The 25047-nt window shown below is 68.7% G+C and carries 22 protein-coding genes; 13 read left to right on the top strand and 9 right to left on the bottom strand.

Annotated features, from left to right (window positions below; genetic code table 11):
* The first annotated feature begins 90 nt into the window (after positions 1–90).
* On the top strand, positions 91–426 hold the full coding sequence (locus ASPU41_RS07550) for a hypothetical protein (RefSeq protein ID WP_069950405.1): 336 nt from the start codon (positions 91–93) through the stop codon (positions 424–426).
* A gap of 11 nt (positions 427–437) precedes the next feature.
* Here the strand turns inward: ASPU41_RS07550 and ASPU41_RS07545 are convergent, their stop codons facing one another.
* A complete protein-coding gene (locus tag ASPU41_RS07545; protein ID WP_069950404.1) occupies positions 438–1406 on the bottom strand; it encodes an NAD(P)-dependent alcohol dehydrogenase in 969 nt (322 codons plus the stop codon).
* Between the two features lie 382 nt (positions 1407–1788).
* Here ASPU41_RS07545 and ASPU41_RS22585 point away from each other — a divergent pair, with 382 nt between their 5' ends.
* Together ASPU41_RS22585 and ASPU41_RS07540 are read left to right on the top strand one after the other, a co-directional pair.
* Positions 1789–1980: a hypothetical protein gene (locus tag ASPU41_RS22585; protein WP_157356957.1), complete on the top strand. Its 192-nt coding sequence runs from the start codon at positions 1789–1791 to the stop codon at positions 1978–1980.
* A gap of 17 nt (positions 1981–1997) precedes the next feature.
* The gene (locus tag ASPU41_RS07540) at positions 1998–2222 is read left to right on the top strand and encodes a helix-turn-helix domain-containing protein (RefSeq protein ID WP_069950403.1); all 225 of its coding nucleotides are present in this window, start codon (positions 1998–2000) and stop codon (positions 2220–2222) included.
* Between the two features lie 11 nt (positions 2223–2233).
* Here ASPU41_RS07540 and ASPU41_RS07535 read toward each other — a convergent pair whose 3' ends face one another.
* Positions 2234–2983 (bottom strand): 3-hydroxybutyrate dehydrogenase, encoded by a 750-nt coding sequence (locus tag ASPU41_RS07535; RefSeq protein ID WP_069950402.1) that lies wholly within the window; start codon positions 2981–2983, stop codon positions 2234–2236.
* Between the two features lie 141 nt (positions 2984–3124).
* Between ASPU41_RS07535 and ASPU41_RS07530 the strand changes: the two genes are divergently transcribed.
* Positions 3125–4042, top strand: a complete 918-nt coding sequence (locus ASPU41_RS07530; RefSeq protein WP_069950401.1) for a LysR family transcriptional regulator — start codon at positions 3125–3127, stop codon at positions 4040–4042.
* A gap of 28 nt (positions 4043–4070) precedes the next feature.
* On the opposite strand, the gene ASPU41_RS07525 is transcribed toward ASPU41_RS07530, so the two are convergent.
* A complete protein-coding gene (locus ASPU41_RS07525; protein ID WP_069952546.1) occupies positions 4071–4991 on the bottom strand; it encodes a spermidine synthase in 921 nt (306 codons plus the stop codon).
* Between the two features lie 204 nt (positions 4992–5195).
* Here ASPU41_RS07525 and ASPU41_RS07520 point away from each other — a divergent pair, with 204 nt between their 5' ends.
* The 6 genes from ASPU41_RS07520 (at position 5196) to ASPU41_RS07495 (ending at position 10421) form a co-directional block, all read left to right on the top strand.
* A complete protein-coding gene (locus tag ASPU41_RS07520) occupies positions 5196–6062 on the top strand; it encodes a hypothetical protein (protein ID WP_069950400.1) in 867 nt (288 codons plus the stop codon).
* Positions 6059–6472, top strand: a complete 414-nt coding sequence (locus ASPU41_RS07515; RefSeq protein WP_069950399.1) for a phage holin family protein — start codon at positions 6059–6061, stop codon at positions 6470–6472. Before ASPU41_RS07520 ends, ASPU41_RS07515 begins: the two co-directional genes overlap by 4 nt.
* A gap of 19 nt (positions 6473–6491) precedes the next feature.
* Positions 6492–7100, top strand: coding sequence for a DUF3618 domain-containing protein (locus ASPU41_RS07510; protein ID WP_069950398.1), 609 nt, complete (start codon positions 6492–6494; stop codon positions 7098–7100).
* Positions 7101–7183: 83 nt separating this feature from the next.
* Positions 7184–8350: a YihY/virulence factor BrkB family protein gene (locus tag ASPU41_RS07505; protein ID WP_083266407.1), complete on the top strand. Its 1167-nt coding sequence runs from the start codon at positions 7184–7186 to the stop codon at positions 8348–8350.
* Between the two features lie 74 nt (positions 8351–8424).
* Positions 8425–9351: a universal stress protein gene (locus ASPU41_RS23705; protein WP_069950397.1), complete on the top strand. Its 927-nt coding sequence runs from the start codon at positions 8425–8427 to the stop codon at positions 9349–9351.
* A gap of 95 nt (positions 9352–9446) precedes the next feature.
* The gene (locus ASPU41_RS07495; RefSeq protein WP_231941195.1) at positions 9447–10421 is read left to right on the top strand and encodes a zinc-dependent alcohol dehydrogenase family protein; all 975 of its coding nucleotides are present in this window, start codon (positions 9447–9449) and stop codon (positions 10419–10421) included.
* A gap of 20 nt (positions 10422–10441) precedes the next feature.
* Here the strand turns inward: ASPU41_RS07495 and ASPU41_RS07490 are convergent, their stop codons facing one another.
* The 3 genes from ASPU41_RS07490 to ASPU41_RS23290 form a co-directional block, all read right to left on the bottom strand.
* Complete coding sequence (locus tag ASPU41_RS07490; RefSeq protein ID WP_069950395.1) at positions 10442–13615, bottom strand: HAD family hydrolase; 3174 nt, start codon at positions 13613–13615, stop codon at positions 10442–10444.
* A gap of 85 nt (positions 13616–13700) precedes the next feature.
* A complete protein-coding gene (locus tag ASPU41_RS07485) occupies positions 13701–14708 on the bottom strand; it encodes a polysaccharide deacetylase family protein (RefSeq protein ID WP_069950394.1) in 1008 nt (335 codons plus the stop codon).
* Positions 14709–14843: 135 nt separating this feature from the next.
* A complete protein-coding gene (locus ASPU41_RS23290) occupies positions 14844–15017 on the bottom strand; it encodes a hypothetical protein (RefSeq protein ID WP_231941194.1) in 174 nt (57 codons plus the stop codon).
* 183 nt (positions 15018–15200) lie between these two features.
* Between ASPU41_RS23290 and ASPU41_RS07475 the strand changes: the two genes are divergently transcribed.
* Complete coding sequence (locus ASPU41_RS07475; protein ID WP_083266406.1) at positions 15201–17198, top strand: heavy metal translocating P-type ATPase; 1998 nt, start codon at positions 15201–15203, stop codon at positions 17196–17198.
* Here the strand turns inward: ASPU41_RS07475 and ppsA are convergent.
* The 3 genes from ppsA to ASPU41_RS07460 all read right to left on the bottom strand — a co-directional run bounded on the left by ppsA (position 17146) and on the right by ASPU41_RS07460 (position 23241).
* Positions 17146–19536, bottom strand: a complete 2391-nt coding sequence (gene ppsA, locus ASPU41_RS07470) for a phosphoenolpyruvate synthase (RefSeq protein ID WP_069950392.1) — start codon at positions 19534–19536, stop codon at positions 17146–17148. The genes ASPU41_RS07475 and ppsA overlap by 53 nt on opposite strands.
* A gap of 94 nt (positions 19537–19630) precedes the next feature.
* A complete protein-coding gene (locus ASPU41_RS07465) occupies positions 19631–22261 on the bottom strand; it encodes a cation-translocating P-type ATPase (RefSeq protein ID WP_069950391.1) in 2631 nt (876 codons plus the stop codon).
* Positions 22262–22524: 263 nt separating this feature from the next.
* A complete protein-coding gene (locus ASPU41_RS07460) occupies positions 22525–23241 on the bottom strand; it encodes a GntR family transcriptional regulator (protein WP_231941192.1) in 717 nt (238 codons plus the stop codon).
* 173 nt (positions 23242–23414) lie between these two features.
* On the opposite strand from ASPU41_RS07460, the gene ASPU41_RS07455 reads away from it, so the two are divergent.
* Complete coding sequence (locus ASPU41_RS07455; protein WP_069950390.1) at positions 23415–24452, top strand: sialic acid TRAP transporter substrate-binding protein SiaP; 1038 nt, start codon at positions 23415–23417, stop codon at positions 24450–24452.
* Positions 24449–25042, top strand: coding sequence for a TRAP transporter small permease (locus ASPU41_RS07450; RefSeq protein ID WP_069950389.1), 594 nt, complete (start codon positions 24449–24451; stop codon positions 25040–25042). The genes ASPU41_RS07455 and ASPU41_RS07450 overlap by 4 nt, the downstream gene beginning before the upstream one ends.
* The last annotated feature ends 5 nt before the right edge of the window (positions 25043–25047 follow it).

Raw genomic sequence — 25047 nt, 5'->3', positions numbered from 1 at the left:
CCGCCGCGGCCGGAGGGACTTCCGCCTCTTGCCGCGCCCCGGCGGCACTGCTTTCATGGACTGGTCGGCCGGGAGGCGAGGAGGGCCGCGATGCGCTGGATTGCGGGGTTGTTCGTGATTGCGCACGGCCTGGTCCATCTGGCCATCTGGCTGCCGAAGCCGGACCAGAAGGCACCCTTCGACGTCGGCCGCTCGCCGTTTGCCGGCAATGTCCGCCGGCTGGCATCCGCACTGGCGATTGCGGCCGCTGTGATCCTGGCGCTCGGCGGGATCGGCCTGATCGGGGACGCGTCCTGGTGGATTCCCGTCACGGTCACGGGCGCCGCGGCCTCGGCCGCACTGCTGCTCCTGACCTTCAACCGCTGGTGGCTGATCGGACTCGGGATCAACGCCGCCATCATCGTGCTCGCGCTGCAGCAGGCCTGACGCGGGCGTCCTCAGACCGTGATGACCACCTTGCCCCGGGCGTGGCCGTCGCGCAGGTGCCGAATCGCCGCCGCAGCGTCCCGCAGCGGATAGCTTTTGTCAATGACGGGGGTGACAGATCCGGCGTCGATGACCTCGGCAAGGTAGCGGAGGTCCTCCTGCCGCTCTGCTGTCATCAGGCCCTTGAGTTTCTGCCCCACGAAAGGGGTGAGCAAAGCGGCCCGGAGGGAGCGTTCAAATCCTCCGGTCCATCGGCCGCCGCCTTCGCCGCCGACAATCACGAGGGTTCCCCGGCGTCTGAGCGCGCGCCGCAGAACTGACAGCGGGCGGTTGCCGGCCGTATCGAGAATCAGGTCGAAGCGCCTCGCTCCGTCCGCGAAGTCGTCGTGCCGGTAGTCAATGACGTGGTCGGCGCCGATCGAGCGGACCAGGTCCAGCTTTGCGGTGCTGCACACCCCGGTGACCTGCGCTCCGAGCGCCTTGGCAAGCTGCACGGCAAAGGAGCCCACCGCGCCGCCGGCGCCAATGATCAGGACGTCCTGGCCGGGCTGGAGCCGGCCGCTGTTGCGCAGGCCCTGCAGCGCTGTGGTGGCGGAGATGGGTACGGCCGCCGCCTGTTCGAAACTGAGGCGTGCCGGTTTCCGGGCGATTTTGCCCTCCTTGGCGCAGACAAATTCGGCAAAGGTACCCTCGGCTGTCCCGAACACTTCATCCCCCGGACGGAACCCGACGACGTTCCGCCCCACTGCCTCCACCCGGCCGGCGACTTCCCTGCCACGGATCGGGTTCCTGGGTGCCTTGAGCCCGAAGAACGCACGGGTCAGATAGGGCATTCCCGTCATGAGGTGCCAGACCCCCTGCTCGACGCCGGCGGCCCGGACCCGGATCAGCACCTCGTCGTCGCCGGGTGCCGGCTGGCCGACGTCGCGCAGTTCCAGCACGTCCGTGGAGCCGTACACGTCCTGGACAATCGCTTTCATGGCGCATCTCCTGCACTGTCGGATGGAGTTCCTGGCCCGGGTCGGTTCTACCACGGCAGGAACCCCTCCGGTAGGCCCCGGGCGCCCGGACCGGGGGCGCAGCCACCGTTGCGGCAAGTAGTCGGTGCTGCCGCCTAAGTGGTGCCCGGTCCGGCGGGGGTAGAAGTTACTCGTGTTGCGAAAGGGGCTGGGGGCTACAGTTGCTTCACGGCGGCACCGGACCGGCGGGGACGCTGGCTGGGGAGCCCTCCCAAAGCTGGCCCGGAACCCGCCGACAGTCCGAGTGGCATGCATTCCGAAGGAAGTGGTTCCGATGGGGTCCCCAGCATCTCAGCAGGCACAACACCAACGACGCCGAATGGCCCGTCTATTGTCGGACACCGTGAGACGCGCCAGAACCCCGCGGATTCCATTCCGGGTGGGGCAGGTGCTGATCGGGGATGATCCGTTCAACGGCCGGCATCTGGGCACAGTGGCCGTGATCGAGACCCCTTACGTTGGTCTGCGGACCGCCGGCCACGCTCCGGGGCGCGTCGTCTTCTACGATTACCGGCAACTCCGGTACCCCGAATAGTGGACGGGCCAGAAGACATGAGCTCAGCGAATGTTTCCTCCCATTTCCTGACCATCGCGGAAGTCGCTGCGGCCATGCGGGTGTCAAAGATGACCGTCTACCGGCTGGTGAAAGCCCACGCCATCGCGGCCGTCCGGGTGGGCCGTTCGTTCCGGGTTCCCGAGGAAGCCGTCAACGACTACATCCGCCGCTCCACCGAGCCTGCCACCCAGGAACCGGAAGAGGACAAGCCAGCGGATTGATCAGCGGCTCGTCACCGCGCGGACCAGCCGCCGTCCATCGTGTAGCTAGCGCCGGTGACCATGCCGGCGTCATCAGAGGCCAGCCAGGCCACCAGGGAAGCGACCTCCTCCGGTTCGACGAGGCGCTTCACGGCCGCCTCGGTCAGCATAATCTTGGTGAGCACCTCGGATTCCGGGATCCCGTGCACCTTGGCCTGGTCAGCAATCTGGGACTCGACCAGCGGTGTCCGGACGTAACCGGGGTTGATGCAGTTGGAGGTGACGCCGTGCGCGCCGCCTTCCAGCGCCGTGACTTTGCTCAGGCCTTCCAGCCCGTGCTTGGCCGAGACGTAGGCGCCCTTGAACGGCGAGGCGCGGAGCCCGTGCACGGATGACAGGTTGATGATCCGGCCGAAGTCGTTCGCGTACATGTGCGGCAGCGCTGCGCGGATGAGCAGGAACGGCGCCTCCAGCATCAGCGTGATGAGGCGGCGGAAGTCCGCCGGCTCGAAGTCCTCGAGCGGGCTGATCCGCTGGATGCCGGCGTTGTTGACGAGGATGTCGCAGTCCAGGCTGATGGCCTCGAGGGATTCGACGTCGAGCAGGTTGACGGCCCAGGAGGTGCCGCCGACCTCGTCGGCGAGGGCCGTGGCAGCCGCCTCGTCCACGTCCGCGATCACCACTTTGGCGCCCCGCGCGGCGAGGGCGCGGACGCTGGCCGCTCCGATCCCGCCGGCTCCGCCGGTCACCAGGGCCTTGCGCCCGTTCAAGCTGCTCTCCATGTCTGCTCTCCTCAAGTTCGCGGTCGTCAACGGCCCAGAGGAGGTGCGGTGCACAGCGCTGAGCAGCTTCACTGAGTATTGCCGCACAAAGTTGGCGATTCAATGGTCAAACCGGCACCCCGTATGTGCAGAATTGCAGATATGAACGCAAACCCGGATGACCTGCTCGTGCTCCTGGCCGTCTCCCGTTCCGCGAAGTTCACCACGGCGGCGCAGAGTCTGGGGCTGAACCACACCACCGTGTCGCGCCGGATCGCGGCGCTGGAGAAGGCCCTGGGCGGGCGGGTGCTGTCCCGCGCCGCGGGCGGCTGGGAGCTCACGGATCTCGGCGTGGAGGCGGTGCAGGTGGCTGAACGGGTGGAAGCGGCAATCCGGACCTTGGAGGAGCCCGGCCGTGTCCCGGACCCGATCACCGGCGTCGTCCGGATGACCGCAACGGACGGTTTCAGCGCCTACATCGCGGCCCCCGCCGTGGCCAGGTTGCGCCGGGACCACCCGGGCCTCAGCGTCGAGATCATCACCGTGACCCGGCGGGCGCTCCAGCAGCGTTCCGGACTGGACATCGAAGTAGTGGTTGGTGAACCGCAGGTGCACCGGGCCGCAGCGGCCCGTCTCGGCGAGTACATGCTCGGCATGTATGCCTCCCGCGATTACCTGGCCGAGTACGGCACCCCCACGACCGTCGAGGAACTGACCACCCATTCGTTGGTCTACTTCGTGGATTCCATGCTTCAGGTGGACGATCTGGATGCCCCGCGCCGTCTTGTACCGACCATGCGGGACGGTTTGAGCTCCACCAACGTCTTCGTCCACGTGGAGGCGACCCGCGCCGGTGCAGGGATCGGCTTCCTGCCGTGTTTCGCGGCGGACCTGCATCCGGACCTGGTCAGGCTGCTGCCGGAGGAGTTCGCCGAACTGTTGCCGTACTGGATGGTGCTGCGGCCCGACTCCATGCGCCGCCCCGCCGTCGCGGCGCTGGTGCAGGCGCTGCGCGAACAGACGAGGTCCCACCGTCAGGCGCTGATGGGGCGGGGCGGGTACGCATCGACTGCTCCATAACCGCCGTTTTCGGGCCGCAAAAGGGCCGTTACGGAGCAGCCGACGGCGGGGGGTCCACCGTCTCCGGGTCGTGGCGGACCGGGGCGCCGGCGGCAAAGGCCCTCACCTTGGCGTCATTCCAGATGTGGGCGGGCACCGCGCCGCCCAGCAGGCGCCGGGCCAGCCCCGGGTCGTCGTCGAACGGTTCGTCGCTGCCGGCCATAATCATGTTCCCGTAGCGCCGGCCCTTGAGCATGGCCGGGTCCGCGATGATCACCGTGTGCTTGAAGGCGTCCGCGATGGTCGCAGCGTCCTCGCGGGCATTCCTCAGGTCCGGCGCGTCACCGGAATTCACCACGTACATCCCGCCGGGGGCCAGGACACGCTGTGCCTGTTCGTTGAACTCTTTGGTGGTGAGCGGCCGGGGCGTCAGCGAGCCGGCAAAAACATCGCGGATGATCAGGTCCCGGGTCTGCGGGGTCAGGCTTTCGGTCACCTCGCGGGCCTCGCCCACACGCAGGCGCATCAGCGGCGCCTTCGGCAGGTCGAACCAGCCCCGGACGTACTCCGCCAGCTTCCCGTCGAGTTCCACCACCACCTGGCGGGCCTCCGGGTAGGCGGCGTGGAAGTAGCGCGCCAGGGAGCACGCTCCCCCGCCAAGGTGCAGGGCGCGCAGCTTGGGCCGGGATTCGCGCGGCCAGCGCGATTCCACCAGGGCCGAGATCCAGCGCATGTATTCGAAGTCGAGGAACAACGGATCGGCCAGGTCGATATGCGAACTCATCACGCCGTTGATCCGCAGCAGCCAGCCATTGGAGTTGTCCTGGTCAGCGATCAGTTCGCAGTCACCGGTATCGATGTAGTAGACGCCCTCCAGGGGCCCTTCGGGGCGGCTTCCCCTGGGTACGTCCACCACTCCCGCGGCTTTTTCGGTGTTGCTCCGGCCTGCGGCCCTGCCCCGTTTCGCCATCAGCCAGCCACCGTTTTGCTCATCTTTCAAGCCTAGTTCACCGGCCGGGGCATCCTTCACGGCCGCCGCGCATCCGCCGCGGCCGTCCCCAACGGAAAGAAAACAACCAAGGGTACTTACCATTTGTTAGTAATCATGCTTACTATTTAGTCTCCAGTTATTGCTGGTTTGTGATCAGCAGCCGATCTTGAAAAGAGAGCGAAGATGACAGAGAACAAATGGCCCCAGGACGGAAGCTACGGCACACCGATGGCCACCCAGCAGACTCCCCTTCAGGCCGAAACCACCCTCCCGCCAGCCACCGGCGGCAGCCCCTACGGCACCACTCCCGACAGCGGGGCGTCAAGAACCGACGCCGCCAAGGACGAGGCGGCGGAACTGAAGCGCCAGGCCACGGATTCCGCCCAGAACGTGGCCGAGACGGCCAAAACCGAAGCCGCCAATGTCGCCGCAGAGGTCAAGACGAACGCCAGGGATCTCCTGTACCAGGCGAAATCCGACCTGACTGACCAGGCCGGCACACAGCAGCACAAAGTCGCCGAGGGGCTGCGCTCCATCTCCACCGAACTGCACACCATGGCCGCCGCCTCCGATCAGCCCGGCGTCGCCACCGACCTTGTGCGCCAGGTGGCCGAGCGGTCTTCCGCCGTAGCCGGCTGGCTCGACGGCCGCGATCCGGGTTCCCTGCTGACCGAGGTGAAGTCCTTTGCCCGTCAGCGCCCCGGCACCTTCCTGCTGCTCGCTGCCGGGGCAGGTGTGCTGGCAGGCCGGCTGAGCCGCAGCCTCAGCGCAGGCGCCCCCGAGTCCACGGCCACCGCGCAGGCCGGTACGGGCATGCCGGCCACCCGGGTTCCTGACACCGGCATGGCGGTTCCGCCGCAGCCCGTGCAGATGCCTGCCCCGGAAACCACGACGGCGGGCTTCGCGGACACCTACCCGCCGGCTCCGCGCGGCACCGACCCGGTCGCCGGCGGCAGCCGTCAGGACCGCTGGGACCCGGAGCCCGTGGTGACCGACCCGCTCCGGCAGGACCCGCTCCGCGAGGACCCTTTTGACGGTGGCCGTCGATGAGCAGCGAAGTCCCTCACACCGCGGCCCACGCCAAGGCCGACACCACGTCCCTGGGCGATCTCCTGGGTGACGTCACGCGGGACATGTCCACCCTGATGCGCCAGGAAGTTGAACTGGCCAAGGTCGAACTGAAGCAGTCCGCGACCCGCGCCGGCAAGGGCAGCGGGATGCTGGCCGGGGCCGGCGTCGCAGGGCACTTCGTCCTGCTCTTCCTGTCCCTGGCGCTCTGGTGGGCCCTCGGGACCGTTATGGGGCTGGGCTGGGCTGCCGTCGTCGTCGCAGTCATCTGGGGAATCGTCGCCGCAGTCCTGGCAGCCCTGGGCCGGAAGGAACTCAACGCGATCAAGGGCATGCCCCAGACCGCGGAGACGCTTCAGGAAATCCCGCCCACGCTCAAACCCACCACCTAGATCCAGCGAGGAAAACACGATGAGTGAAAACCCGGATGTCATCCGAGCAGATATTGAAGCTACCCGCGCGCGGCTGGGCACGAACGTCGACGCCGTGGCGGACAAGGTCACCCCGTCCCACATCGTCCAGCGGCAAACGGACAGAGTCAAAGAAAACGTGCGCGACGCCGTCTTCGGAGTGAAGGAGAAAGTCATGGGAGCTACCGACCACACCGCGGGCAATGTCCATTCCGCCACGGGCACCGCCGGTGCGCGCCTCAGCGACGCCGGTTCGGCGATCGGGGACGCCCCCACCCAGGTGAAGACCAAGACCCAGGGCAACCCCCTGGCCGCCGGGCTGATGGCCTTCGGGGCCGGCCTGCTGGTCTCCTCGCTGATCCCGCCCAGCCAGAAGGAACGCGAAGCCGCGGATGCCCTGAAAACCGCGGCCGAGCCGCTCACCACGGAACTCACCGAGGCCGCCAAGCACGTGGCGGAAGGACTCAAGGAGCCCGCCCAGGCTGCCATGGAAAACGTCAAGGCCACCGCCGCTGACGCCACCGAGCACGTCAAGGCCGAGGGCCAGGGCGCGGTGACGGACGTCAAGGACCGGACCGCCGAAGCCAAGGACAACGTCCGGCACGTCTGATTCCGTTCCAACCCGGCCGGCCGTCCTGCGCTCACGCGCCGTACGGCCGGCCGTGGCACTTAATCCCCGAAGGAAGAACTCCCATGGCCAAGAACCCCGCCGCGGCAGACCCTGCAGCCGACGCCGAAACCCAGGAGAGCAGCACCGCCAAGGCCCGCACGGCGCCTGCTCCCGACGACTCGCGCAAACCGGACAGCCCCACCGATGTCACCAAACCCTCGTGGACGTACATCGGCAAGAAGACACTGCGCGAATTTACCAAGGACCAGTGCCCGGACCTTGCCGCGGCCCTGACCTATTACTCGGTTCTCTCAATTTTCCCGGCGCTGCTGGCCCTCGTGTCCCTGGTGGGCATCTTTGGGGATGCCGGGAAGACCACGTCCGCACTATTGGAGATCGTCCAGGGCTTCGCGCCCGCAGAAACGGTGGATGCCATCCGCCAGCCGGTCGAGCAGCTCAGCAGCTCCTCCGCGGCCGGCCTGACCCTGGTCATCGGCATCCTCACTGCCCTCTGGTCCGCTTCGGGCTACGTCGGGGCGTTTGGCCGGGCCATGAACCGGATCTACGAAGTCGACGAGGGCCGGCCGTTCATCAAGCTGCGGGGCACCATGCTCGGCGTCACCATCGCCACCGTGCTGATTGTCCTGCTGCTGGCCGCCATGCTTGTCCTGAGCGGTCCGGTGGCAGAGTCCGTCGGCAAGGCGCTGGGCCTGGGCGGGACCGTCCTCGTTGCCTGGAACATCGCCAAGTGGCCCGTCATGCTGCTGCTCGTGGTCCTCGCGATCGCCGTCCTCTACTACGCCACACCCAATGTGAAGCAGCCCAAATTCCGCTGGATGAGCCTGGGATCCTTTATCGCCCTGGTGATCTTCCTGCTGTCCTCGTTGGCCTTCGCGTTCTACGTCGCCAACTTCAGCAGTTACAACGAGACCTACGGCACGATCGGCGGCGTCATCATCTCGCTGCTGTGGCTTTGGATCCTCAACATGTCGCTGCTGTTCGGAGCGGAATTCGACGCCGAGATGGAACGCGGCCGCCAGCTCCAGGCCGGGATCGAAGCCGAGGAAACCATCCAGTTGCCGCCCCGGGATACCAAGCAGAGCGACAAGCTGCAGGCGCGCGAAGAGGAAGACATCAAACGTGGCCGCGAACTGCGTGAACGGAGCGGCGGGGCGGACGCGGAGGCCGCCGCGCGCACCGGGCACACCCCGGAGGCGGACCCGCGCAACCCGCGGGACCAAAGCCCCTAGCCCTTTCCCGGCCACCGCGTTCTACTGGGGTCAAAGTACCGCCCGGAGGCGGACACGGCTGACCGGGAGGACGCATGACGGCACCCGCTGCGGGGCAAGAACGCACCACCATGGCCGTAGGTTACGACGGGTCGGATGCAGCGAAAGACGCCGTCCGGTGGGCCGCGGGATACGCGGCCGCCGGAGGTCACCGGCTCCGGGTGGTGCATGCCTGGGTGTGGCCCATGTTCACCAAGAAACTCGGGCCGGTCGAAGGCGTGGAAGGCAGCGGACTGCGGCACGCAGCCGAGGCGATCCTCGCGGAAGGCATCGAACTGGCACGCACAGCCCTCGACGCCGCCCGCAGCGCCGCCGCACCAGCGGACGCGGAACCCGCCCCCGCCGGACCCGCGGCCGAAACCGGTCCCGCCGTCGAAGGCCTCATGGAAACCGGGCTCCCGGCACCGGTGCTGCGCGGCGCGGCCCGCGATGCCGTGCTCCTGGTGGTCAGCAGCCGCGGGCTCGGAAGCGTGCTGGGGCATCTCGCCGGATCGGTCTGCCTCGCTCTGGCAGGCTCCTCCCCCTGTCCCTTGATGGTCATCCGCCGGGTGCGCAGTCCCGGCGAACCGGCGGCCCCGGTCGTCGTCGGCGTCGACGGGAGCTCCCGGAGTTCCGCGGCGCTGGCCGCCGCCGCCCGGCTGGCCGGATTTCTTGGCACGGACCTGCGGATCGTCCATATCGACCAGACCCGCGGCGGAGCCCGGGAAGGGCACGGACGCCACGGCCCGCTGCACGGGCAGGAACTGCTGGACCACACCCTTGAGGAGGCCCGGAACCTCGCCCCGCATTTGTCGATCTCAGTCGACCTGCGGGAAGGCCACGCGGCGTCCAAAGAACTGCTGGCGGCCGCCAGCGACGCCGAGGCACTAGTGATTGGAACCCATAACCGGACGGGAGGCCCGGGCAACACCGTCACGGCCGTCCTGAACAAGGCGCGCTGCAACGTCCTGATCACGCGCTGACCCGCTCTACCGGACCACCGCCTTCAGAGGGGAGCTGGAGGTTCTAACAGAGGAGGACACCCGTGCGAGCCTGGCGGGTAGGACAGCCCGGGCCGATGAAAAGCGGCCCCCTGGTGGCGGACGAGTGCCCCGATCCCCGGCCCGGCCCGGGGGAAGTGCTGCTGCGGGTCCGCGTGTGCGGAGTCTGCCGCACGGACCTGCATCTGGCCGAGGGTGACCTCGCCCCGCGGCGCCCCGGCGTCATCCCGGGCCATGAGGTCGTCGGCGACGTCATCGCGCGCGGGTCCCGCGCCACACGGTTTTCCCCCGGCGACCGGATCGGGGTCCCGTGGCTCGGCGGGACCTGCGGCACCTGCCGCTTCTGCCTGCGCGGGGCGGAGAACCTTTGCCTCACCCCCGTGTTCACCGGTTGGGACCGGGACGGCGGGTACGCCGAACTCATCACGGTGTCCGAGAGGTTCGCCTACCGGCTGCCGCCGAGCTTCTCGGACGAGGAGGCGGCGCCCCTGCTGTGCGCGGGGATCATCGGCTACCGCGCGCTCCTCCGTGCCGAGCTGCCCATCGGCGGACGGCTGGGGATCTACGGCTTCGGCGGATCCGCGCATCTGGCGGCACAGATCGCGCTCTTCCAGGGTGCCCGCGTGTACGTTATGACCCGGTCCGAGGAAGCGCGCAGCCTCGCCCTCGAGCTGGGGGCGACCTTCGCCGGCGGCGCCGATGAGCAGCCGCCGGATCCGCTGGACTCCGCCATCCTCTTCGCTCCGGCCGGCGGCCTGGTTCCGGTGGCCCTGCGGGCCCTGGACCGGGGCGGCACCCTCGCCGTCGCCGGCATCCACCTGAGCGACATTCCGCCGTTGCACTATGCCACGGACCTGTTCCAGGAACGCCAGCTGCGCAGTGTCACTGCCAACACCCGGGCCGACGGCGAGGAGTTTTTCCGCATCGCCGCGGAGATCCCGCTGCGCCCCACGACGGTGTCCTATCCGTTCTCGGCCGCCGACCAGGCCCTGCTGGACCTGTCGGAGGACCGGGTCACGGGCGCGGCCGTCCTCCGGATGGACTCCCCGTAGCCGGCCCGGGGCCCGCCGGTTCAGTTGTCCTGGCGCAGAAACACATGGTCCTGGCCGGCCCGGAGCAGCACCCGCTGCGTACCGACCCGCACCAGCACCGGGGCGGCGTCGCCGGGGGCCGCCGACACCAGCAGGCGGTCGAGTTCCAGATGGACGGCGAGCATCTGGTCCCGGTAGCGGACATGGAATTTCACCCGGCGGAGCTCTTTGGGCAGCCGGGGCGCGAAGTCGAGGGCATCCCTGGTGATCCGCAGCCCGGCGAAACTGCGCTGGATAACGTCGATCGTCCCGGCCATCGCACCCAGATGGATGCCGGAGCTGGTGGTTCCGCCCTGGGTGTCATCCAGGTCCGCGTCCAGGGCCTCCCGGAACACCGCCCACGCCCGCTCGGGATCCCGCTGCGCCAGGACAGACGCGTGGGCCACCCGGCTGAGGGTGGATCCGTGCGCCGTCCTGGCCAGGTAGAAGTCCACCGTGGCGGCCATCTGGGCGGAGGTGACGGTGTAGCCCATCCGGGCCAGGAACTGGATGAGCTGGTCCTCGCCCAGGACATACAAGAGCATCAGGACGTCGGCCTGCTTGGCCAGCCGGTAGTGATTGGCGCTGTCCCCTTCCGCCTCCAGGATCAGGTCCAGCCGCTCGATGAGCCCGTAAGTCCGGCGGTAATGCTTCCAGTCGAGTTCCCGGAGTGCCTCGTAGCCGTCGAACTGGCTGATGACGCCGTCGGCGTGGAACGGAACGAACATGCGGCGGCTGAGGTGTTCCCAGTCCTCGATCTCGGCGGCGGTGACCAGCAGCCTGGTACGCAGTTCCTCCATGTCAAAACCCCGGACTGAATGCATGATCCAGACCGCCTGATCGAACACCCAGGCTGCCATAACGTTGGTGTACGCGTTGTCGTTCAGTCCGCCGCCCGGGTCGCCCGGGTTTCCGGTGTGGTATTCATCCGGGCCCATGACGCCCCGGAGGTGGAAGCGGTCTTCCGCCGGGTCAAACTCCGCCATCGACGCGAAAAACCGGGCGACGTCGACGATGATTTCCGCGCCATGTTCGGTCAGCCAGCCGCGGTCCTGGGTGGACTCGAAGTATTGCCAGGCGTTGTAGGCGACGGCGAGGCCAACATGCCGTTGGAGCCGGGAGTGGTCCTGCATCCAGCGCCCGGACAGCCGGTTGAACAACAGCTTGGGCGTCTGTTCGGTGCCGTCGCTGCCGCTTTGCCACGGGAACATCGCCCCCTTCAGCCCCGCGGCCCGGGCCGCGTCGCGTGCTGCGCCGAGCCGCCGCCACCGGTAGTCGACCAGTTCCCGTGCGAGCGAGGGCAACCTGGAGTTCAGCAGCGGGAGCACAAAGAGTTCATCCCAGAAGACGTGCCCCCGGTAGCCCTCGCCGTGCAGTCCGCGGGCCGGCACGCCCGCGTCCAGTTCGGCGGTGTGGGTGGTGAGCGTCTGCAGCAGATGGAAGACGTGCAGGTTGAGGATGAGCTGCGTCTGCGAGCCGTCCTCGAGCTCGATGAGGAAGGGGTCGAGCAGGATCGCCCACGCGGTCTCGTGTTCGGCCAGGAGCGCCGCGAAACTGCCCGGGGCGCGGGTCAGGACGGCCCTGGCTGCCGCCAGCGGCGAGGCGATGGCGTGGTCGCGCGAGGACGCCACGGCCACCGTCTTGAGAACGGTCAGCTGCTCCCCGGCAGCCAGGGAAAGCTCGAAGCGGTGCGCGTGCAGCCCGCCCAGCACTTCGGGAATCCCTGCCCCGGCCGGCCGATCGGACCCGGAGACTTCCGTCCGGAGCGCGAGGGCGATCCCGATCCCGCTGGTGACGGTCCGGACTTCCACGGTGAGGTCGGCGGCGCCAGGACCGGTCTCGGAAGCGGCAATGTTGACGGACCCCAGGTGCCGGTTCGACAGCGCCTCGTCATCGGGGACGTTGGCGTTGGTGACGTCCGTGTCGCAGCCGCTGCGGATGCTGACGGCGCCGTCCCAGCCGACAGCGGTGATCACGGTTTCCAGGGCGGCAAGGTTCGGCGTGGCCATGGACACGAGTCGGCGCTGCTGCAGCTGGAGCTGGCGGCCGGCGTCGTCCTCCAGAAGCGCCTCGCGGATCAGCACTGCGTGCTTCATGTCCAGGGTGCGCCGCTCGCTGCGGAGGGAAAGCCCGCCCTCGGACCACCACGCGCCCTCGCCGATCCGGAGGTCCAGCGGCAGCCAGTCGGGGATATTGACCATGTGTTCGTCGACGGTTTCCTGGTCCATAACAACACTGCGCAGGCTGTTGTAGACGCCGGCGAGATAGCTGCCGGGATAGTGCACCGCCCCCGCGCGGTGTTCGGGGGCGGCACCGCGGGTGGCCAGGTAACCGTTGCCCAGGGTGGTGAGGGCCTCACGGTGGCCTTCGTGCGCCGGGTCGAAGCCCTGGTAGACCAGCAGCCACGGGTGCGTGATGGCAAGTCCAATGTCCAGCTGGCCGACATCTTCGACGACGACGTCGGCGCCCGCCGCTTCCAGCGGATCCCGGCGTCCGTACCGGTCGATGCCGACGACCAGCCCGAAGCCGCCGCGCCGGCCGGCTTCCACGCCGGCGACTGATTCCTCGATGACCATGGCCCGGGCGGGCGGGATCTCGAGCCGGCGCACCGCCTCCAGTGACAGTGCGGGGGCCGGTTTGCCCGCGACATCGCGGTCCAGCGCTGTCTGCCCGTCGATGATGTGGTCGAAGACGTCCCCGAGCCCGGCGGCGGACAGCAGCGCTCCCGCGTTCCGGGCGGACGTGGCAAGCACCACGGGGATCCGGCCTGCCTTCAGCCTGCTGAGCAGGTCTGCCGTGCCGGGGAAGACCCGGACCGGGGTGTTGCTGAGCAGTTTTTCGAAAAGTTCGCTGTGGCGTGCCGCGAGGCCGAAGGCGGTCCAGTCCCCGGAGCCATCCGACGGTGAGCCCGCCGGGATGGCTCCGCCGCGGGAGCCGAGGAAGGTTGTTACGGCGTCCTCCCAGGTCCGGCCCGCGACCAGGTCCCGGTAGTCCCCGGTGCTGAACGGATCCCGGCGGGTCCCGGCGGGAAGCCGCGGGTCCTGCATGACCTCGTCGAAGAGCTGCTGCCAGGCCGTCGCGCGGAGCTCCGCCGTGTCCGTGACCACGCCGTCCAGGTCGAAGATCACGGCATCGACCGGCGCCAGGGCGGCGGCAAGGGTGGGCGACTCCGTCATGCCTCAGTCGTATCAGGCATCCGGTCACCACGACAGTGGCCTTCTGCCGCAATCTCCGGCCGTTCCAGAGCTTTAAGGGCGGCCATCAGCCCAGCAGCGCGTCGAGGGTGGTGAAGCCGTAGCCGGCCTGGCGGATCCGCTCGATCATCCCGGGCAGCGCGTCGGCGTCCAAGGTGGTCCCGTCGTCGGGGTTGGATCCGATGTGCATCAGCACAATCTCCCCCGGCTGAAGCCGGGCGAGCACCCGGTCCGCCACGATTTGCGCCGTGATCCCTCCGCTGCTGCCCTTCCAGCCCAGGGTGTCCACGGTCCAGCGGACGGGCAGGTAGCCGTAGGCGTTGACGGTGGCGATGGTCCGGGCGTCGCGTTCGCCGAAGGGGAAGCGGAACAGCGGCCGCGGTTCGCCGCCGCCGGCCCGGATGGCCTGCTCGGCTGCTGACAGCTGCCGCCCGATCGCGGCATCGGAGAGCCCGGTGAAGCCCGGGTGGGTCATCGAATGGTTGCCGACCCGGTGGCCGGCGGCCACGATCGAGGCGACCCCCGCGGGGTTGGCGGCGGCCCAGTTGCCGGTGAGGAAGAACGTGCCGCGCACTCCGGTGCCGGCAAGGGTCTGCAGGATGCTGGGCAGCCCTGCCGAGTTGGCTCCCGCGTCGAACGTCAGCGCCACCACCGCCCCGGCGCCCGGGATCACCTCGAGGTCGCGGCCGGCGAGGGCTGCGGGGAACGGGGCTGCGGGGAACGGAGCCGGAGGTGCGGGTGCCGGGGGTGCGGGGGCGGGCGCCGGGGGGGCGGGGGCGGGCGCCGGAGGTGCGGGCGGCGGAACGGGAGGAACCGGCGCGGGACCGGCCGGAACCGTTTCGGTGGGGACCGGAGTGTCCGACGGCGACGCCGGCGCAGGGCTCTCCGACGGGCTACTCGACGGGCTGGCGCTGGCCGGGAGCGACGGCGAAGACGGTGACGGCGAGGGCGTCGGGGCGGACGAGGGCGGGACCGCCGTAAGCACGACGGCCAGCACCACCCCGGCGGCGAGCAACAGCACCGCAGCCGCGGCCGCCAGCCACCGGCGCCGGTCCCCCGTGAAGATCGCCCACATGCTCCACTGTCGCGCCACCGGCCACAGCAGGAGTAGGGCTGAAGTGCCCGGTACACAACAAAATCCCCCAAGCAACGCGGGGTCACCTGGCGCCCATGTTGACCCCTCGGATGGGCGCGATCTGACCCCGCGTTGTTAGGCCGGGCCCGGGGGCCCTGCGGGAATCAGGCGGTCGGCCCGGCACCCGTCAAACAGGCGGATGAAGGAGTCTTCCGTCCGGCGGTACCCGTTAAAACCGGCAGGCCGGCTGGCGAGCAGGTTCCGCAGCATGGCCGCGTTGGTCTCGATGTTTTCCTGTTCCGTGTTCATCCGTGACCACGCGGTGTAGAACACGTGGCTCGGCCGTTCGCCGGCCAGGGCCCCAACATGCGGGCCGGTTTGGCCGGGACGGATCCCGCCCGGCTCCAGCGTCTCATGCCAATGCGGGGACGGCCCGCCGGCGCTGCGTAACCTGCCCCCTTACCGCCCTACACGGGAGGGCTCCGCAGTAGGATGCAAGTAGTCCAGGACGCGAAATCTAAGGTCGGCTCCCCCGTGAAACTTTTGCTCCGGTATCCGCTCGTTGCGGGCACTCTCGCCGTCCTGGTGGCGGTGCTGGTGCTGCTGCTGTCCGGGCAGCCGTTGATTGCGCAGCTCACCGCCAGCCTCTACGCACTCGCCGTGGCCGCCTACCTTGCCGTCGGCATGATCCGCCGGCTGATCGGCGGCCAATGGGGCATCGACATCCTGGCGGTCACCGCCATCGTCAGCACCGTGCTGGTGGGCGAGTTCATCGCCTCCATGATTATCGTCCTCATGATGGCCGGCGGCACAGCCCTCGAGGACTACGCGGCCGGCCGCGCCAAAAAAGAACTGACCTCCCTGTTGGAACGCGTCCCGCAGACGGCCCACCGGGAACGCGCCGGCAGCTCCGCCGCCGGAACCCACACTGCCGGAACCCGCGCAAACGGCCAGCACGAGGATGTTGCCGCCACCGACGTCCGGATCGGTGACATCCTGCTGGTGCGGCCGGGTGAAGTCGTGCCGCTGGATGGGATCCTGCTCTCAGAATCCGGCAGCTTCGACGAATCCTCACTCACCGGGGAGAGCCTGCCGGTGGATCGGGTCGCCGGCGAGGGACTGATGAGCGGCTCGCTGAACGGCGAAGCCGCGGTCCGGATGCAGGTCACGGCCCGGATGGAGGATTCGCAGTACAGCCGCATCGTCGCCCTGGTCAAGGAAGCCGCGGACAGCAAGGCTCCGATGGTGCGGCTCGCTGACCGGTATGCCGTTCCGTTCACGGCCTTCGCCTACCTCCTGGGCGCGGTCGGCTGGATCGTCAGCGGCAGCCCGGCCCGGTTCGCGGAAGTGCTGGTGGTGGCCACCCCGTGCCCGCTGCTGATCGCCGCCCCCGTTGCTTTCCTGGGCGGCATGAGCCGCGCCGCGCGCGGCGGCATCATCGTCAAGTACGCCGGGGTCCTGGAACAGCTGAGCCGGATCAGGACGGTCGCCTTCGACAAGACCGGCACGCTGACCTACGGCCGGCCGTCCCTGGTCGGGGTCCGGACCTCGGGGTCCTTCACCGAGGACGAGGTTCTCGCCCTGGCGGCCTCCGCCGAACAGTACTCATCCCATGTGCTGGCCGCTTCGGTGATGGAGGCCGCGCGCACCCGCGGGCTGATGTTCGAAACCGCCACGGAGGCCACAGAATTTGCCACGCACGGCGTCCGGGCCCGCTTCGACGGCCGCGACGTGGTGGTCGGCAAGCCCAACTTCGTGGCTGAATCGGCCCCCGGTGTCGTGGAAACGGAGCTGGCCAGCGGCGAACTCGCCATCTACGTGGGCGTGGCCGGGGAATTCGCCGGGTCCCTCGTGATGAGCGACCCGATCCGGCGGGAAACCCGCCGTACCCTGGCCGAGCTCACGGAACTCGGCGTCACCCGGACGGTCATGCTGACCGGCGATGCACTCGCCACGGCCAGGCACATCGCGGACGAGGCAGGGCTCACCGATGTCCGCGCCGAGTGCCTGCCGGCGGACAAGGTCGAAGCCGTCCGGGCCCTGCCCCTCCGCCCGGTCATGATGGTCGGCGACGGCGTCAACGACGCCCCGGTTTTGGCCGTCGCCGACGTCGGGATCGCGATGGGGGCGCGGGGCTCGACGGCGGCCGGCGAGTCGGCCGACGTCGTGATTATCCTCGATGACCTGTCCAAGGCGGCCTCCGCCGTGCGGATCGGCCAGCGCACCGTCAAGGTGGCGCTGCAGAGCATCTGGATCGGGATCGCGCTGAGCGTCGCGCTGATGGTCGCGGCGGCCGCCGGCTACATCCCGGCCATCGCCGGCGCGCTGTCCCAGGAACTCGTGGACCTGGCCACGATCCTCAATGCCCTGCGCGCCCTCAGCCCCGGCAAGCAGCGGGCCGGAACAAAGGCGCCGGGGCAAACGGCCGCCGGCGGCGCTACCGGGCCGCCGCCTGTTTCTCGGCTTCCGCGATCCGCGGAACGGTCCTGAGATAGCTGTCCGGGTTCAGTGAGATCGAGTCGATGCCCTCGCTGACCAGGAACGCCGCGAACTCCGGGTGGTTGCTGGGGCCCTGGCCGCAGATGCCGATCTTGATCCCGGCGGCGTGCGCCTTGCGGATGGCCTCGCTGATCATCGCCATGACGGCCTCGTCCCGCTCGTCGAACAGTGCGGCCAGCTGCCCCGAATCCCGGTCCACACCCAGGACCAGCTGGGTGAGGTCATTGGAGCCGATGGAGAAGCCGTCAAAGCGGGTCGCGAACTTCTCGGCCAGGACCACGTTGGACGGGATCTCGCACATCATGTAGACCTGCAGGCCGTTCTCCCCCCGGGCCAGGCCGTTCTCCGCCATCACCGCCAGCACGCGGTCCGCTTCCTGCGGGGTCCGGCAGAACGGGATCATCACGATGATGTTGCCGAACCCGAGCTTTTCCCTGACCCGCTTGAGGGCCACACACTCGAGGGCGAATCCCTCGCGGTAGCGCTCGTCGTAGTAGCGGGAGGCGCCGCGGAAGCCAAGCATCGGGTTCTCCTCCGGCTCCTCGAAGGCGGAACCGCCGATCAGGTGCGCGTACTCGTTCGTCTTGAAGTCGCTGAGCCGGACGATCACCGGCCGCGGATGGTAGGGCGCGGCGATCTTGGCGATGCCGAGGGCCAGGGCGTCCACGAAATAATCCTTCGGGTCCGCGTAGCCGCTCGTCAGGGCTCGGATCTGCGCGGCTTCCCCGGGGTCGGTCACGCGCTCAGGATGGACCAGCGCCATCGGGTGGACCCGGATCAGGCTGCTGATGATGAATTCCATCCGTGCCAGCCCGACGCCGTCGGCCGGCAGCCGCCACCATTGGAACGCGGCCGCGGGGCTGGCGATGTTGACCATGACTTTGGTGTGCGTCTCCGGCAGTTCCCCGAGATCCACCTCCTCGGTTTCGAACGCGAGGCTGCCACGGTACACCCGGCCTTCATCGCCCTCGGCGCACGAGATCGTCACGTCCAGGCCTTCCGCCAGGACGGTGGTGGCGTTGCCGGTTCCGACAACGGCGGGGACCCCGAGTTCGCGGCTCACGATCGCCGCATGGCTCGTCGGACCGCCGTGGTCGGTCACGATGCCGGCCGCCCGCTTCATGATCGGGACCCAGTCCGGGTCAGTCATCTCGGTGACGAGGATGGCGCCGTCGCGGAAGTTTTCGATGTCCGCCGCGCTCCTGATCACACATGCCGTGCCGTGCGCGATGGAGTCGCCGATCGCGGCGCCGCGTGCCAGCACCGTGCCGGTTTCCAGCAGGTGGTGGAGGGTGAACCGGGAACCCGTCTTTTGCGACTGGACAGTCTCCGGCCGGGCCTGGACCATAAACAGTTCCCCGGTCACGCCGTCCCTGGCCCACTCCATGTCCATCGGCCGGGCGTAGTGCTCCTCGACGCTTACCGCCCAGCGCGCCAGCGCGAGGATCTCGGCGTCGTCCAGGACAAACGCGCGGCGTTCCGCGTCCGAGGTGTCCACCATCTTGGTGCGTGCATGGCCGCCCCGGCTGTAGACCATTTTCCGGTCCTTGGAGCCGAGGGTCTTTTCGATGATCGGGGCGAACTCCTGCTGCGCCAGGAGCGGCTTGTACACGAGGTATTTGTCCGGGTTGATGGTGCCCTGGACCACGGTTTCGCCCAGGCCCCAGGCGGCGCTGACCACGGCCACGCGGGGGAACCCGGAATCCGTGTCGATCGAGAACATCACGCCGGAGGCGCCGACGTCGGAACGCACCATCCGCTGCACCCCGATCGAGAGCGCGACGTCGAGGTGGTCGAAACCCTTGACCTCGCGGTAGCTGATGGCCCGGTCGGTGAACAGCGAGGCGTAGCAGCGGCGGCAGGCGTCCAGCAGCTCCCGTTCCCCGGAGATGTTCAGGAACGTCTCCTGCTGCCCGGCAAAGCTCGCGTCGGGCAGGTCCTCGGCGGTGGCGCTGCTGCGGACTGCGACCGAGAGCCGGTCGAGTCCGGCACGCTCCCCCAGTTCCCGGTAGTGGGAGCGGATGGACTCGGCAATGTCTTCGGGGAACTCACTGTCCAGGAACATTTCCCGGATGGCTTCCCCGGTGGCGCGCAGGGAGGTTTCGCCGGAACGGTAGGACTGGATCCGCGAGCGCATCGCGGACTCGATCCCGTTGGCCTCGAGGAACCGGCGGTAGGCGTCCGCGGTGGTGGCGAAGCCGTCCGGCACCCGCACGCCCTTGGCTTTGAGGGACTGGATGAGTTCGCCGAGGGAGGCGTTCTTGCCGCCCACCTGCGGGACATCGCCCATGCCGATCTCTTCAAACCACAGCACCGGGGATTCAGCCATGTCGCAGCTCCTGCTTTCGGCAATAGGAAAGAACGCGCCGGACACGGCCGTCCGGCGCCTCTGGACCCATCCTGTGGCGGCGGGCCTTCCGACGTCAGAGGCTTTGGACCTTGGTGGCCGGTATGGCCCTGGCGGCCCGGCGGTGACGGGCGATTTTGTATAGCCAGTCCGCGAGCAGCACCGCAGGAATGGCGGCGAGCGCCACGGCCAGGCCGCCGGGCGACGGCGGGGTGTGGCCCAGCAGGGTGGCCAGCGGCCCGAGGAACAGGAACACCGCCAGCAGTCCCAGTTCGGCCAGCACCGCCCAGACCAGCAGCCGGTTTGTGAACCAGCCGAGCCGCCACGGGGGTACGGAGGCGCTGCGGCAGGCGAAGGCGTTGGCCAGCTGGGCCAGGACCACGGTGGTGAATGCGGCGCCGGAGGCGGCCATCAGCACGTCTGCCGCCGGCAGTTCCGCCCCGGGCGTCCAGCCGGCGCCGAGCAGGACCGCGGTGTAGGCCGTCATTTCGAAGAGCGCCTCGACCGGCCCCAGCAGCCCGAACACCCGGAACATCAGGGCCCGGTCCATCAGGTGCCTCCGCTCCGGCGGACGTTTCAGCGTTCCCTTGCTTGGGGCCTCGCTGCCCAGCGCCAGCGCGGGGAGCAGGTCGGTGCCGATGTCGAGGGCGAGGATCTGCAGCACACTCAGGGCCAGCGGGAACCGCCCGCCGGAGAGCGCCCAGATCACGAAGGGGGTGAGCTCGGCGACGTTGTCGGTCAGGTGGTAGGTCAGGAAGCGCCGGATGTTCGCGTACGTTGCGCGGCCCTGCTCCACCGCGGCGATGATGGTGGCGAAGTCGTCATCCAGTAGAACCAGGTCGGCCGCCTCGCGGGCCACGTCCGTGCCGCTCAGCCCCATGGCGACACCGATGTCGGCCTGCTGGAGGGCCGGGCCGTCGTTGACGCCGTCGCCGGTCATCGCCACCACGTGGCCGCGGCGCTGGAGCAGGCGGGCCACCCGGAGTTTCTGTTCCGGGGTGACCCTGCTGACCACGACGCCGTCGCGGTCCAGCAGCGCGGCCAGGACGGCATCGTCCTCCGGCAGGTCGTGTCCCTCCAGCACCAGCTCAGGTGTTCCGATCAGCCCGGTTTCCCGGGCGATGGCGGCCGCGGTGAAGGCATGGTCCCCGGTGACCATGGCGACTTTGATGCCGGCCTCACGGGCCGCTTCCAGTGCCAGCCGGACCTCGGCCCGGGGCGGGTCGTGCAGGCCGATCAGCCCCAGCAGCGTCAAGCCGCTCTCCACCTCCTCGAGCCTGAAGCTGGCGCCCGGCAGGCCGGGCAGGCTCCGCTCGGCCACGGCCAGGACCCGTAGCCCGTGGGACGCCATCTGATCGACCATCTGCCGGGCGCGGTCGGCGCCCGCCGCCTCACCGGCGTCGCCGCCGCCGTGCACGCACAGCGGAATCACGGACTCCGGGGCCCCTTTGACGTACAGCGTGGTGCCGACGATCGCGGACTCCCGCAGCCGCCGGGGATCGAAGGCAAAGCGGTGCGACACCGCCGGCTCGGCGGGACCCGACCCGGGATCTGGCCCCGCACCGGCCAGCCGGGCAGCCAGCGCGGCGATGGCGGCCTCCATCGGGTCGCCTTCGGCGATCCACTTGCCCTCGTGGAGGACCGCGCGGCCTACGGACGCGGCCAGCGCGGCGGTGCTGAGGTGCTGCGCTTCCCCGGCTCCGGCCCCGGTGACCTCAGCCTCCGGCCCGTACCCCGCTCCGATGACGCTGAGCACCCCGGCCGGGGTCCAGACCTCGACAGCGTTCATCCGGTTCTGGGTCAGCGTGCCGGTCTTGTCCGTGCAAATGAACGTGGTGGAGCCGAGGGTTTCCACCGCCTCCAGGTTCCGGACCAGTGCGTTCCGCTGTGCCATCCGCTGCGCCCCGACGGCCAGGGACAACGTGACCGTGGGCAGCAGGCCCTCGGGCACCAGGGCCACCATCACGCCGATGGCAAACAGGAAGGCGTCCCGCCAGGAGATTCCGACCAGCAGGGACAGCACGAAGAACAGCGCACCAATGCCCAGGGCCATCGTCGCGGTGATCCGGACGATGCGCTGCAGTTCCCGAGCCAGCGGGCTCGGCGGCGCTTCCACCTTGCCCGTCAGGGCTGCGATTTCGGCGAGCCGGGTCTTCCCGCCCGTGCCCGCGACCACACCTTCAGCCTGGCCGTTGACCAGGAAGGTCCCGCCAAAGACGGTGTCGCCGGGGACCTTGACGAGCGCCTCACTTTCACCGGTGAGCATTGACTCGTCGACGGAACAGCCTGCCGCCAGCACCAGCCGGAGATCCGCCGGGACCCGGTCGCCGGCTACCAGCACGACGGCGTCGTCCGGCACCAGTTCGGTGGTGTGGACCTTGATGATGCGGTTGTCCCGGCGGACCGAGACCATCGCCGGAAGCAGCTCGCGGAGCTTCGCGGCAGCATGCTGGGCGCGCTCCTGCTGGATGTAGGCGAAGATCCCGTTCACCAGGATCACGACGACGATCGCTATGGCCAGCTGCGGCATGCCCGCCAGGTAGGCCAGGACGGAGGCACACCACAGCAGGATGGCGAAGAAGTGCGTCAGTTCGCCCAGCAGCCTCCGCCAGCCAGGGACGGTGCCGGTCTCCGGGAGCTTGTTGGCCCCGAATTGTGTGAGCCTTCGGGCCGCCTCGGCGGAGCTCAGGCCGGCAACACCCGGCAACGCCCCGGCGCTTGGCCCCCCGGTGGGAGCCTCCGGCGTCACGGCTGGCCGGGGCCGTTTAGGCGCAACACCGCAGACCGGCCCGGGTCAGGTAGCTCATGGATTGAGGGTGCGCCCTGCGGGTGCGGGCCGTTAGGGCCAAAGGTCACGGCGGGGCGACGCCGTCAAGCCGGCCTGACAAGAATTACGTCGTACCCATCGAGCTGCAGCCAACGACGTGCGAAACGGCTCATAACCGAGAACCCACGCCGCACCCACAACCCCTACCCCACATCCGCCATCCGCGGCGCCCGCCGCGCTCCCAGCCCGGCTGCACTGCCGCCGTCGAACGCTTCGGCAAAGCGGCGATAGGCGGCGGTAAGGTGCCGGTACATGGCGTCCTCGGCCCGGGCCGGATCACAGTCGCGGATGGCTTCCCACACGTGCCCGTGTTCTTCGATGGTGAGGGTTCCGTCCACGTCGGCCGGATAAAGCCGGAACAGGTGCAGGTGGCAGTGCGTCTGGCCAAACGCGTTGCGGATCACGCCGTTGCCGGAGGCCCCCAGGATCTGCTCGTGGAACGAGGTGTCGTGGGTGACGAGGTCCTGCCGGATATCCCCGCCGGAACGGCTGCGCTCCCGGAAGTCCGCCAGCTCGACGTCGAGCCGGCGCGCTGGATTGTCCAGCCGGTCCACGGCAGCGGTGCGCGCCGCCCAGGGTTCAACGAGCAGCCGGAACTCGAAGAGATCCCGCAGCCCGCCGGCGTCGAGCAGGGCCGTCGTGCTGTACCCGCGCCCGGAGGTGGCCACCACGAGGTTGTCCCCCTGGAGCCGCTGCAGGGCTTCCCGCACCGGCGTCGGTGAGACGCCCAGCTCGCGGGCGACGCCGTCGATATTGACCTTGGTGCCCGGCGGGATCCTGTTGTCCAGGATCTGCTCCTTGAGCGCCTCATAGACGCCGCCGGCCGGCCGCTGCCTCCGCAGCTCTGCTGAGATTGCCACGTCGCAACCCTTTCTCAAGAACTTTCCACACCGCGCTTGCAATGTGAACTTCATCATATATAGTTTTTTCACGAATCCTATATTTCTTCGGAATTCGCCGGGCCGGGCAGGGCCCTTGCAGCCCAGAGCACCCGAAAGCCTCTCGATCCATCCCCGTTCAAAGGAGAACCGCCATGAATAAAACCACCAGCAGAATCTACCGCGGCGTCCAGCTTTCCCTGGCTGCCGCTGCCGCCCTGACCCTGGCGAGCTGCGGCGTCGGCGGGCCTGTGGACGCCAGCAAGAAGAGCGAGGCCGCCTCCGCCGCCGGCGAAGGCCGCACCCTCAAACTCGCACACGTCTACGACGCGGGCCACCCCGTGGAAAAGTGCGGCGTCACAACCCTCACGGAGAAACTGGCTGGCAGCGGCATCACGGTCAAGAGCTTCCCCGGAGGCCAGTTGGGCAGCGAGGCCCAGGCCCTGGAGCAGGTGGCCAGCGGAGCGCTGGACATGTCCATCGCCGGCCCCTCTTTCCTGGGCGTCTGGCATGAACCGGCGGCGGTCCTGGACGGCGCCTACCTGTTCGAAAGCGTGGACCATTTCGCCAAGACCCTGGAAGGCGACACGATGCAGAAAATCTACTCGGACCTCAAGGACGAGTCCGGCCTCCAGGTCCTCTCCGGCTGGTACTACGGCACCCGCCACGTCACCTCGAACAAACCCATCAACACCCCGGAGGACATGAAGGGCCTCAAAATCCGCACTCCGGACGCCCCGCAGTACATGCTCAATACCAAGATCATGGGAGGCACCGCCACCCCGATGGCCCTCGGCGAGGTCTACCTGGGCCTGCAGCAGGGCGTGATCGATGCTCAGGAAAACCCGATCCCCACCATCGCCACCGCCAAGTTCAACGAGGTCCAGGACTACGTCAGCCTCACCGGGCACCTGGTCCAGGCCGTCAACGTGGTCACCAGCGCCTCCATCTTCGACTCCCTGGATGAATCCCAGCAGACCGCCCTGGACAAGGCCATGGATGCCGCCGCCGCCAGTGTCCGCGAATGTGTGGAAACCGCGGAGAAGGACACGCTGGCCAAGTGGAAGCAGGATGGCAGCATCAAGGTCAATGAGGACGTGGATCGCGCAGCATTCATGGACCAGGCCCGCGAGGCCCTGCCCGGCCAGGTTTCCTGGGGCGAGCTCTACAAGGAAATCCAGGCCAGCAAGTGACAGGCGAACTCACCGAAGCACCGTCGCGGACAGTACCCGCCGTCCCGGACCATCCTGACGAGCCCGACTTCCTGGAGGCCAAGAGCCGCGCGGTCCGGGCGCTGGTCAATGCCGAACGCATCCTGGCCGCCGGTTTCCTGGTCCTGGTCTTCGTCCTGGTCCTAAGCCAGGTGGCCAGCCGGTACATCTTCTCCAGCCCCCTGACCTGGACGGAGGAACTCGCCCGGTTTGCCCTGGTGTGGCTGACCTTCATCGGCGCCGGCTTCGTGATGGCCCGCCGCCTCCACGTCACCGTGGACCTTCTGGCCGCCAAGCTGGGCAAACGCGCCGCTTTGGTGATGGATTCCTTCGCCATGCTGGTGGTCCTGGTGGTTTCCGGCGCCATGGCCTACGCCGGACTCCAGTTCGCGCTGACGGCGGCACGGCTGAAAGCACCCGCCACCCAGCTGCCCATGAGCGTCGTCTACACGGCCGCCGCGGTCGGCTTCGCCCTGATTTTCATCCACGGGCTGCTGAACACCTACGTCAACCTGAAGCACCCGGACCAGGTTCCCGGCGCCATGGAAAACCTTGAAAAAGAAGCCTTCTGAGGACC

Source organism: Arthrobacter sp. U41 (assembly GCF_001750145.1).
GTDB lineage: Bacteria > Actinomycetota > Actinomycetes > Actinomycetales > Micrococcaceae > Arthrobacter.
This window is presented reverse-complemented; position numbering and strand designations above follow the sequence as displayed.

What these genes read in the sequence shown, in the direction of transcription:
- ASPU41_RS23705 (WP_069950397.1), top strand. Translation starts at nt 8,425, where the DNA reads ATGACGGCACCCGCTGCGGGGCAAGAACGCACCACCATGGCCGTAGGT.
- ASPU41_RS07455 (WP_069950390.1), top strand. Translation starts at nt 23,415, where the DNA reads ATGAATAAAACCACCAGCAGAATCTACCGCGGCGTCCAGCTTTCCCTG.
- ASPU41_RS07535 (WP_069950402.1), bottom strand. Translation starts at nt 2,983, where the DNA reads ATGGAGAGCAGCTTGAACGGGCGCAAGGCCCTGGTGACCGGCGGAGCC.
- ASPU41_RS07520 (WP_069950400.1), top strand. Translation starts at nt 5,196, where the DNA reads ATGACAGAGAACAAATGGCCCCAGGACGGAAGCTACGGCACACCGATG.
- ASPU41_RS07505 (WP_083266407.1), top strand. Translation starts at nt 7,184, where the DNA reads ATGGCCAAGAACCCCGCCGCGGCAGACCCTGCAGCCGACGCCGAAACC.
- ASPU41_RS07490 (WP_069950395.1), bottom strand. Translation starts at nt 13,615, where the DNA reads ATGACGGAGTCGCCCACCCTTGCCGCCGCCCTGGCGCCGGTCGATGCC.
- ASPU41_RS07530 (WP_069950401.1), top strand. Translation starts at nt 3,125, where the DNA reads ATGAACGCAAACCCGGATGACCTGCTCGTGCTCCTGGCCGTCTCCCGT.
- ASPU41_RS07525 (WP_069952546.1), bottom strand. Translation starts at nt 4,991, where the DNA reads ATGGCGAAACGGGGCAGGGCCGCAGGCCGGAGCAACACCGAAAAAGCC.
- ASPU41_RS07515 (WP_069950399.1), top strand. Translation starts at nt 6,059, where the DNA reads ATGAGCAGCGAAGTCCCTCACACCGCGGCCCACGCCAAGGCCGACACC.
- ASPU41_RS23290 (WP_231941194.1), bottom strand. Translation starts at nt 15,017, where the DNA reads ATGAACACGGAACAGGAAAACATCGAGACCAACGCGGCCATGCTGCGG.
- ASPU41_RS07495 (WP_231941195.1), top strand. Translation starts at nt 9,447, where the DNA reads ATGAAAAGCGGCCCCCTGGTGGCGGACGAGTGCCCCGATCCCCGGCCC.
- ASPU41_RS07540 (WP_069950403.1), top strand. Translation starts at nt 1,998, where the DNA reads ATGAGCTCAGCGAATGTTTCCTCCCATTTCCTGACCATCGCGGAAGTC.
- ASPU41_RS07510 (WP_069950398.1), top strand. Translation starts at nt 6,492, where the DNA reads ATGAGTGAAAACCCGGATGTCATCCGAGCAGATATTGAAGCTACCCGC.
- ppsA (WP_069950392.1), bottom strand. Translation starts at nt 19,536, where the DNA reads ATGGCTGAATCCCCGGTGCTGTGGTTTGAAGAGATCGGCATGGGCGAT.
- ASPU41_RS07550 (WP_069950405.1), top strand. Translation starts at nt 91, where the DNA reads ATGCGCTGGATTGCGGGGTTGTTCGTGATTGCGCACGGCCTGGTCCAT.
- ASPU41_RS07485 (WP_069950394.1), bottom strand. Translation starts at nt 14,708, where the DNA reads ATGTGGGCGATCTTCACGGGGGACCGGCGCCGGTGGCTGGCGGCCGCG.
- ASPU41_RS07545 (WP_069950404.1), bottom strand. Translation starts at nt 1,406, where the DNA reads ATGAAAGCGATTGTCCAGGACGTGTACGGCTCCACGGACGTGCTGGAA.
- ASPU41_RS07475 (WP_083266406.1), top strand. Translation starts at nt 15,201, where the DNA reads ATGCAAGTAGTCCAGGACGCGAAATCTAAGGTCGGCTCCCCCGTGAAA.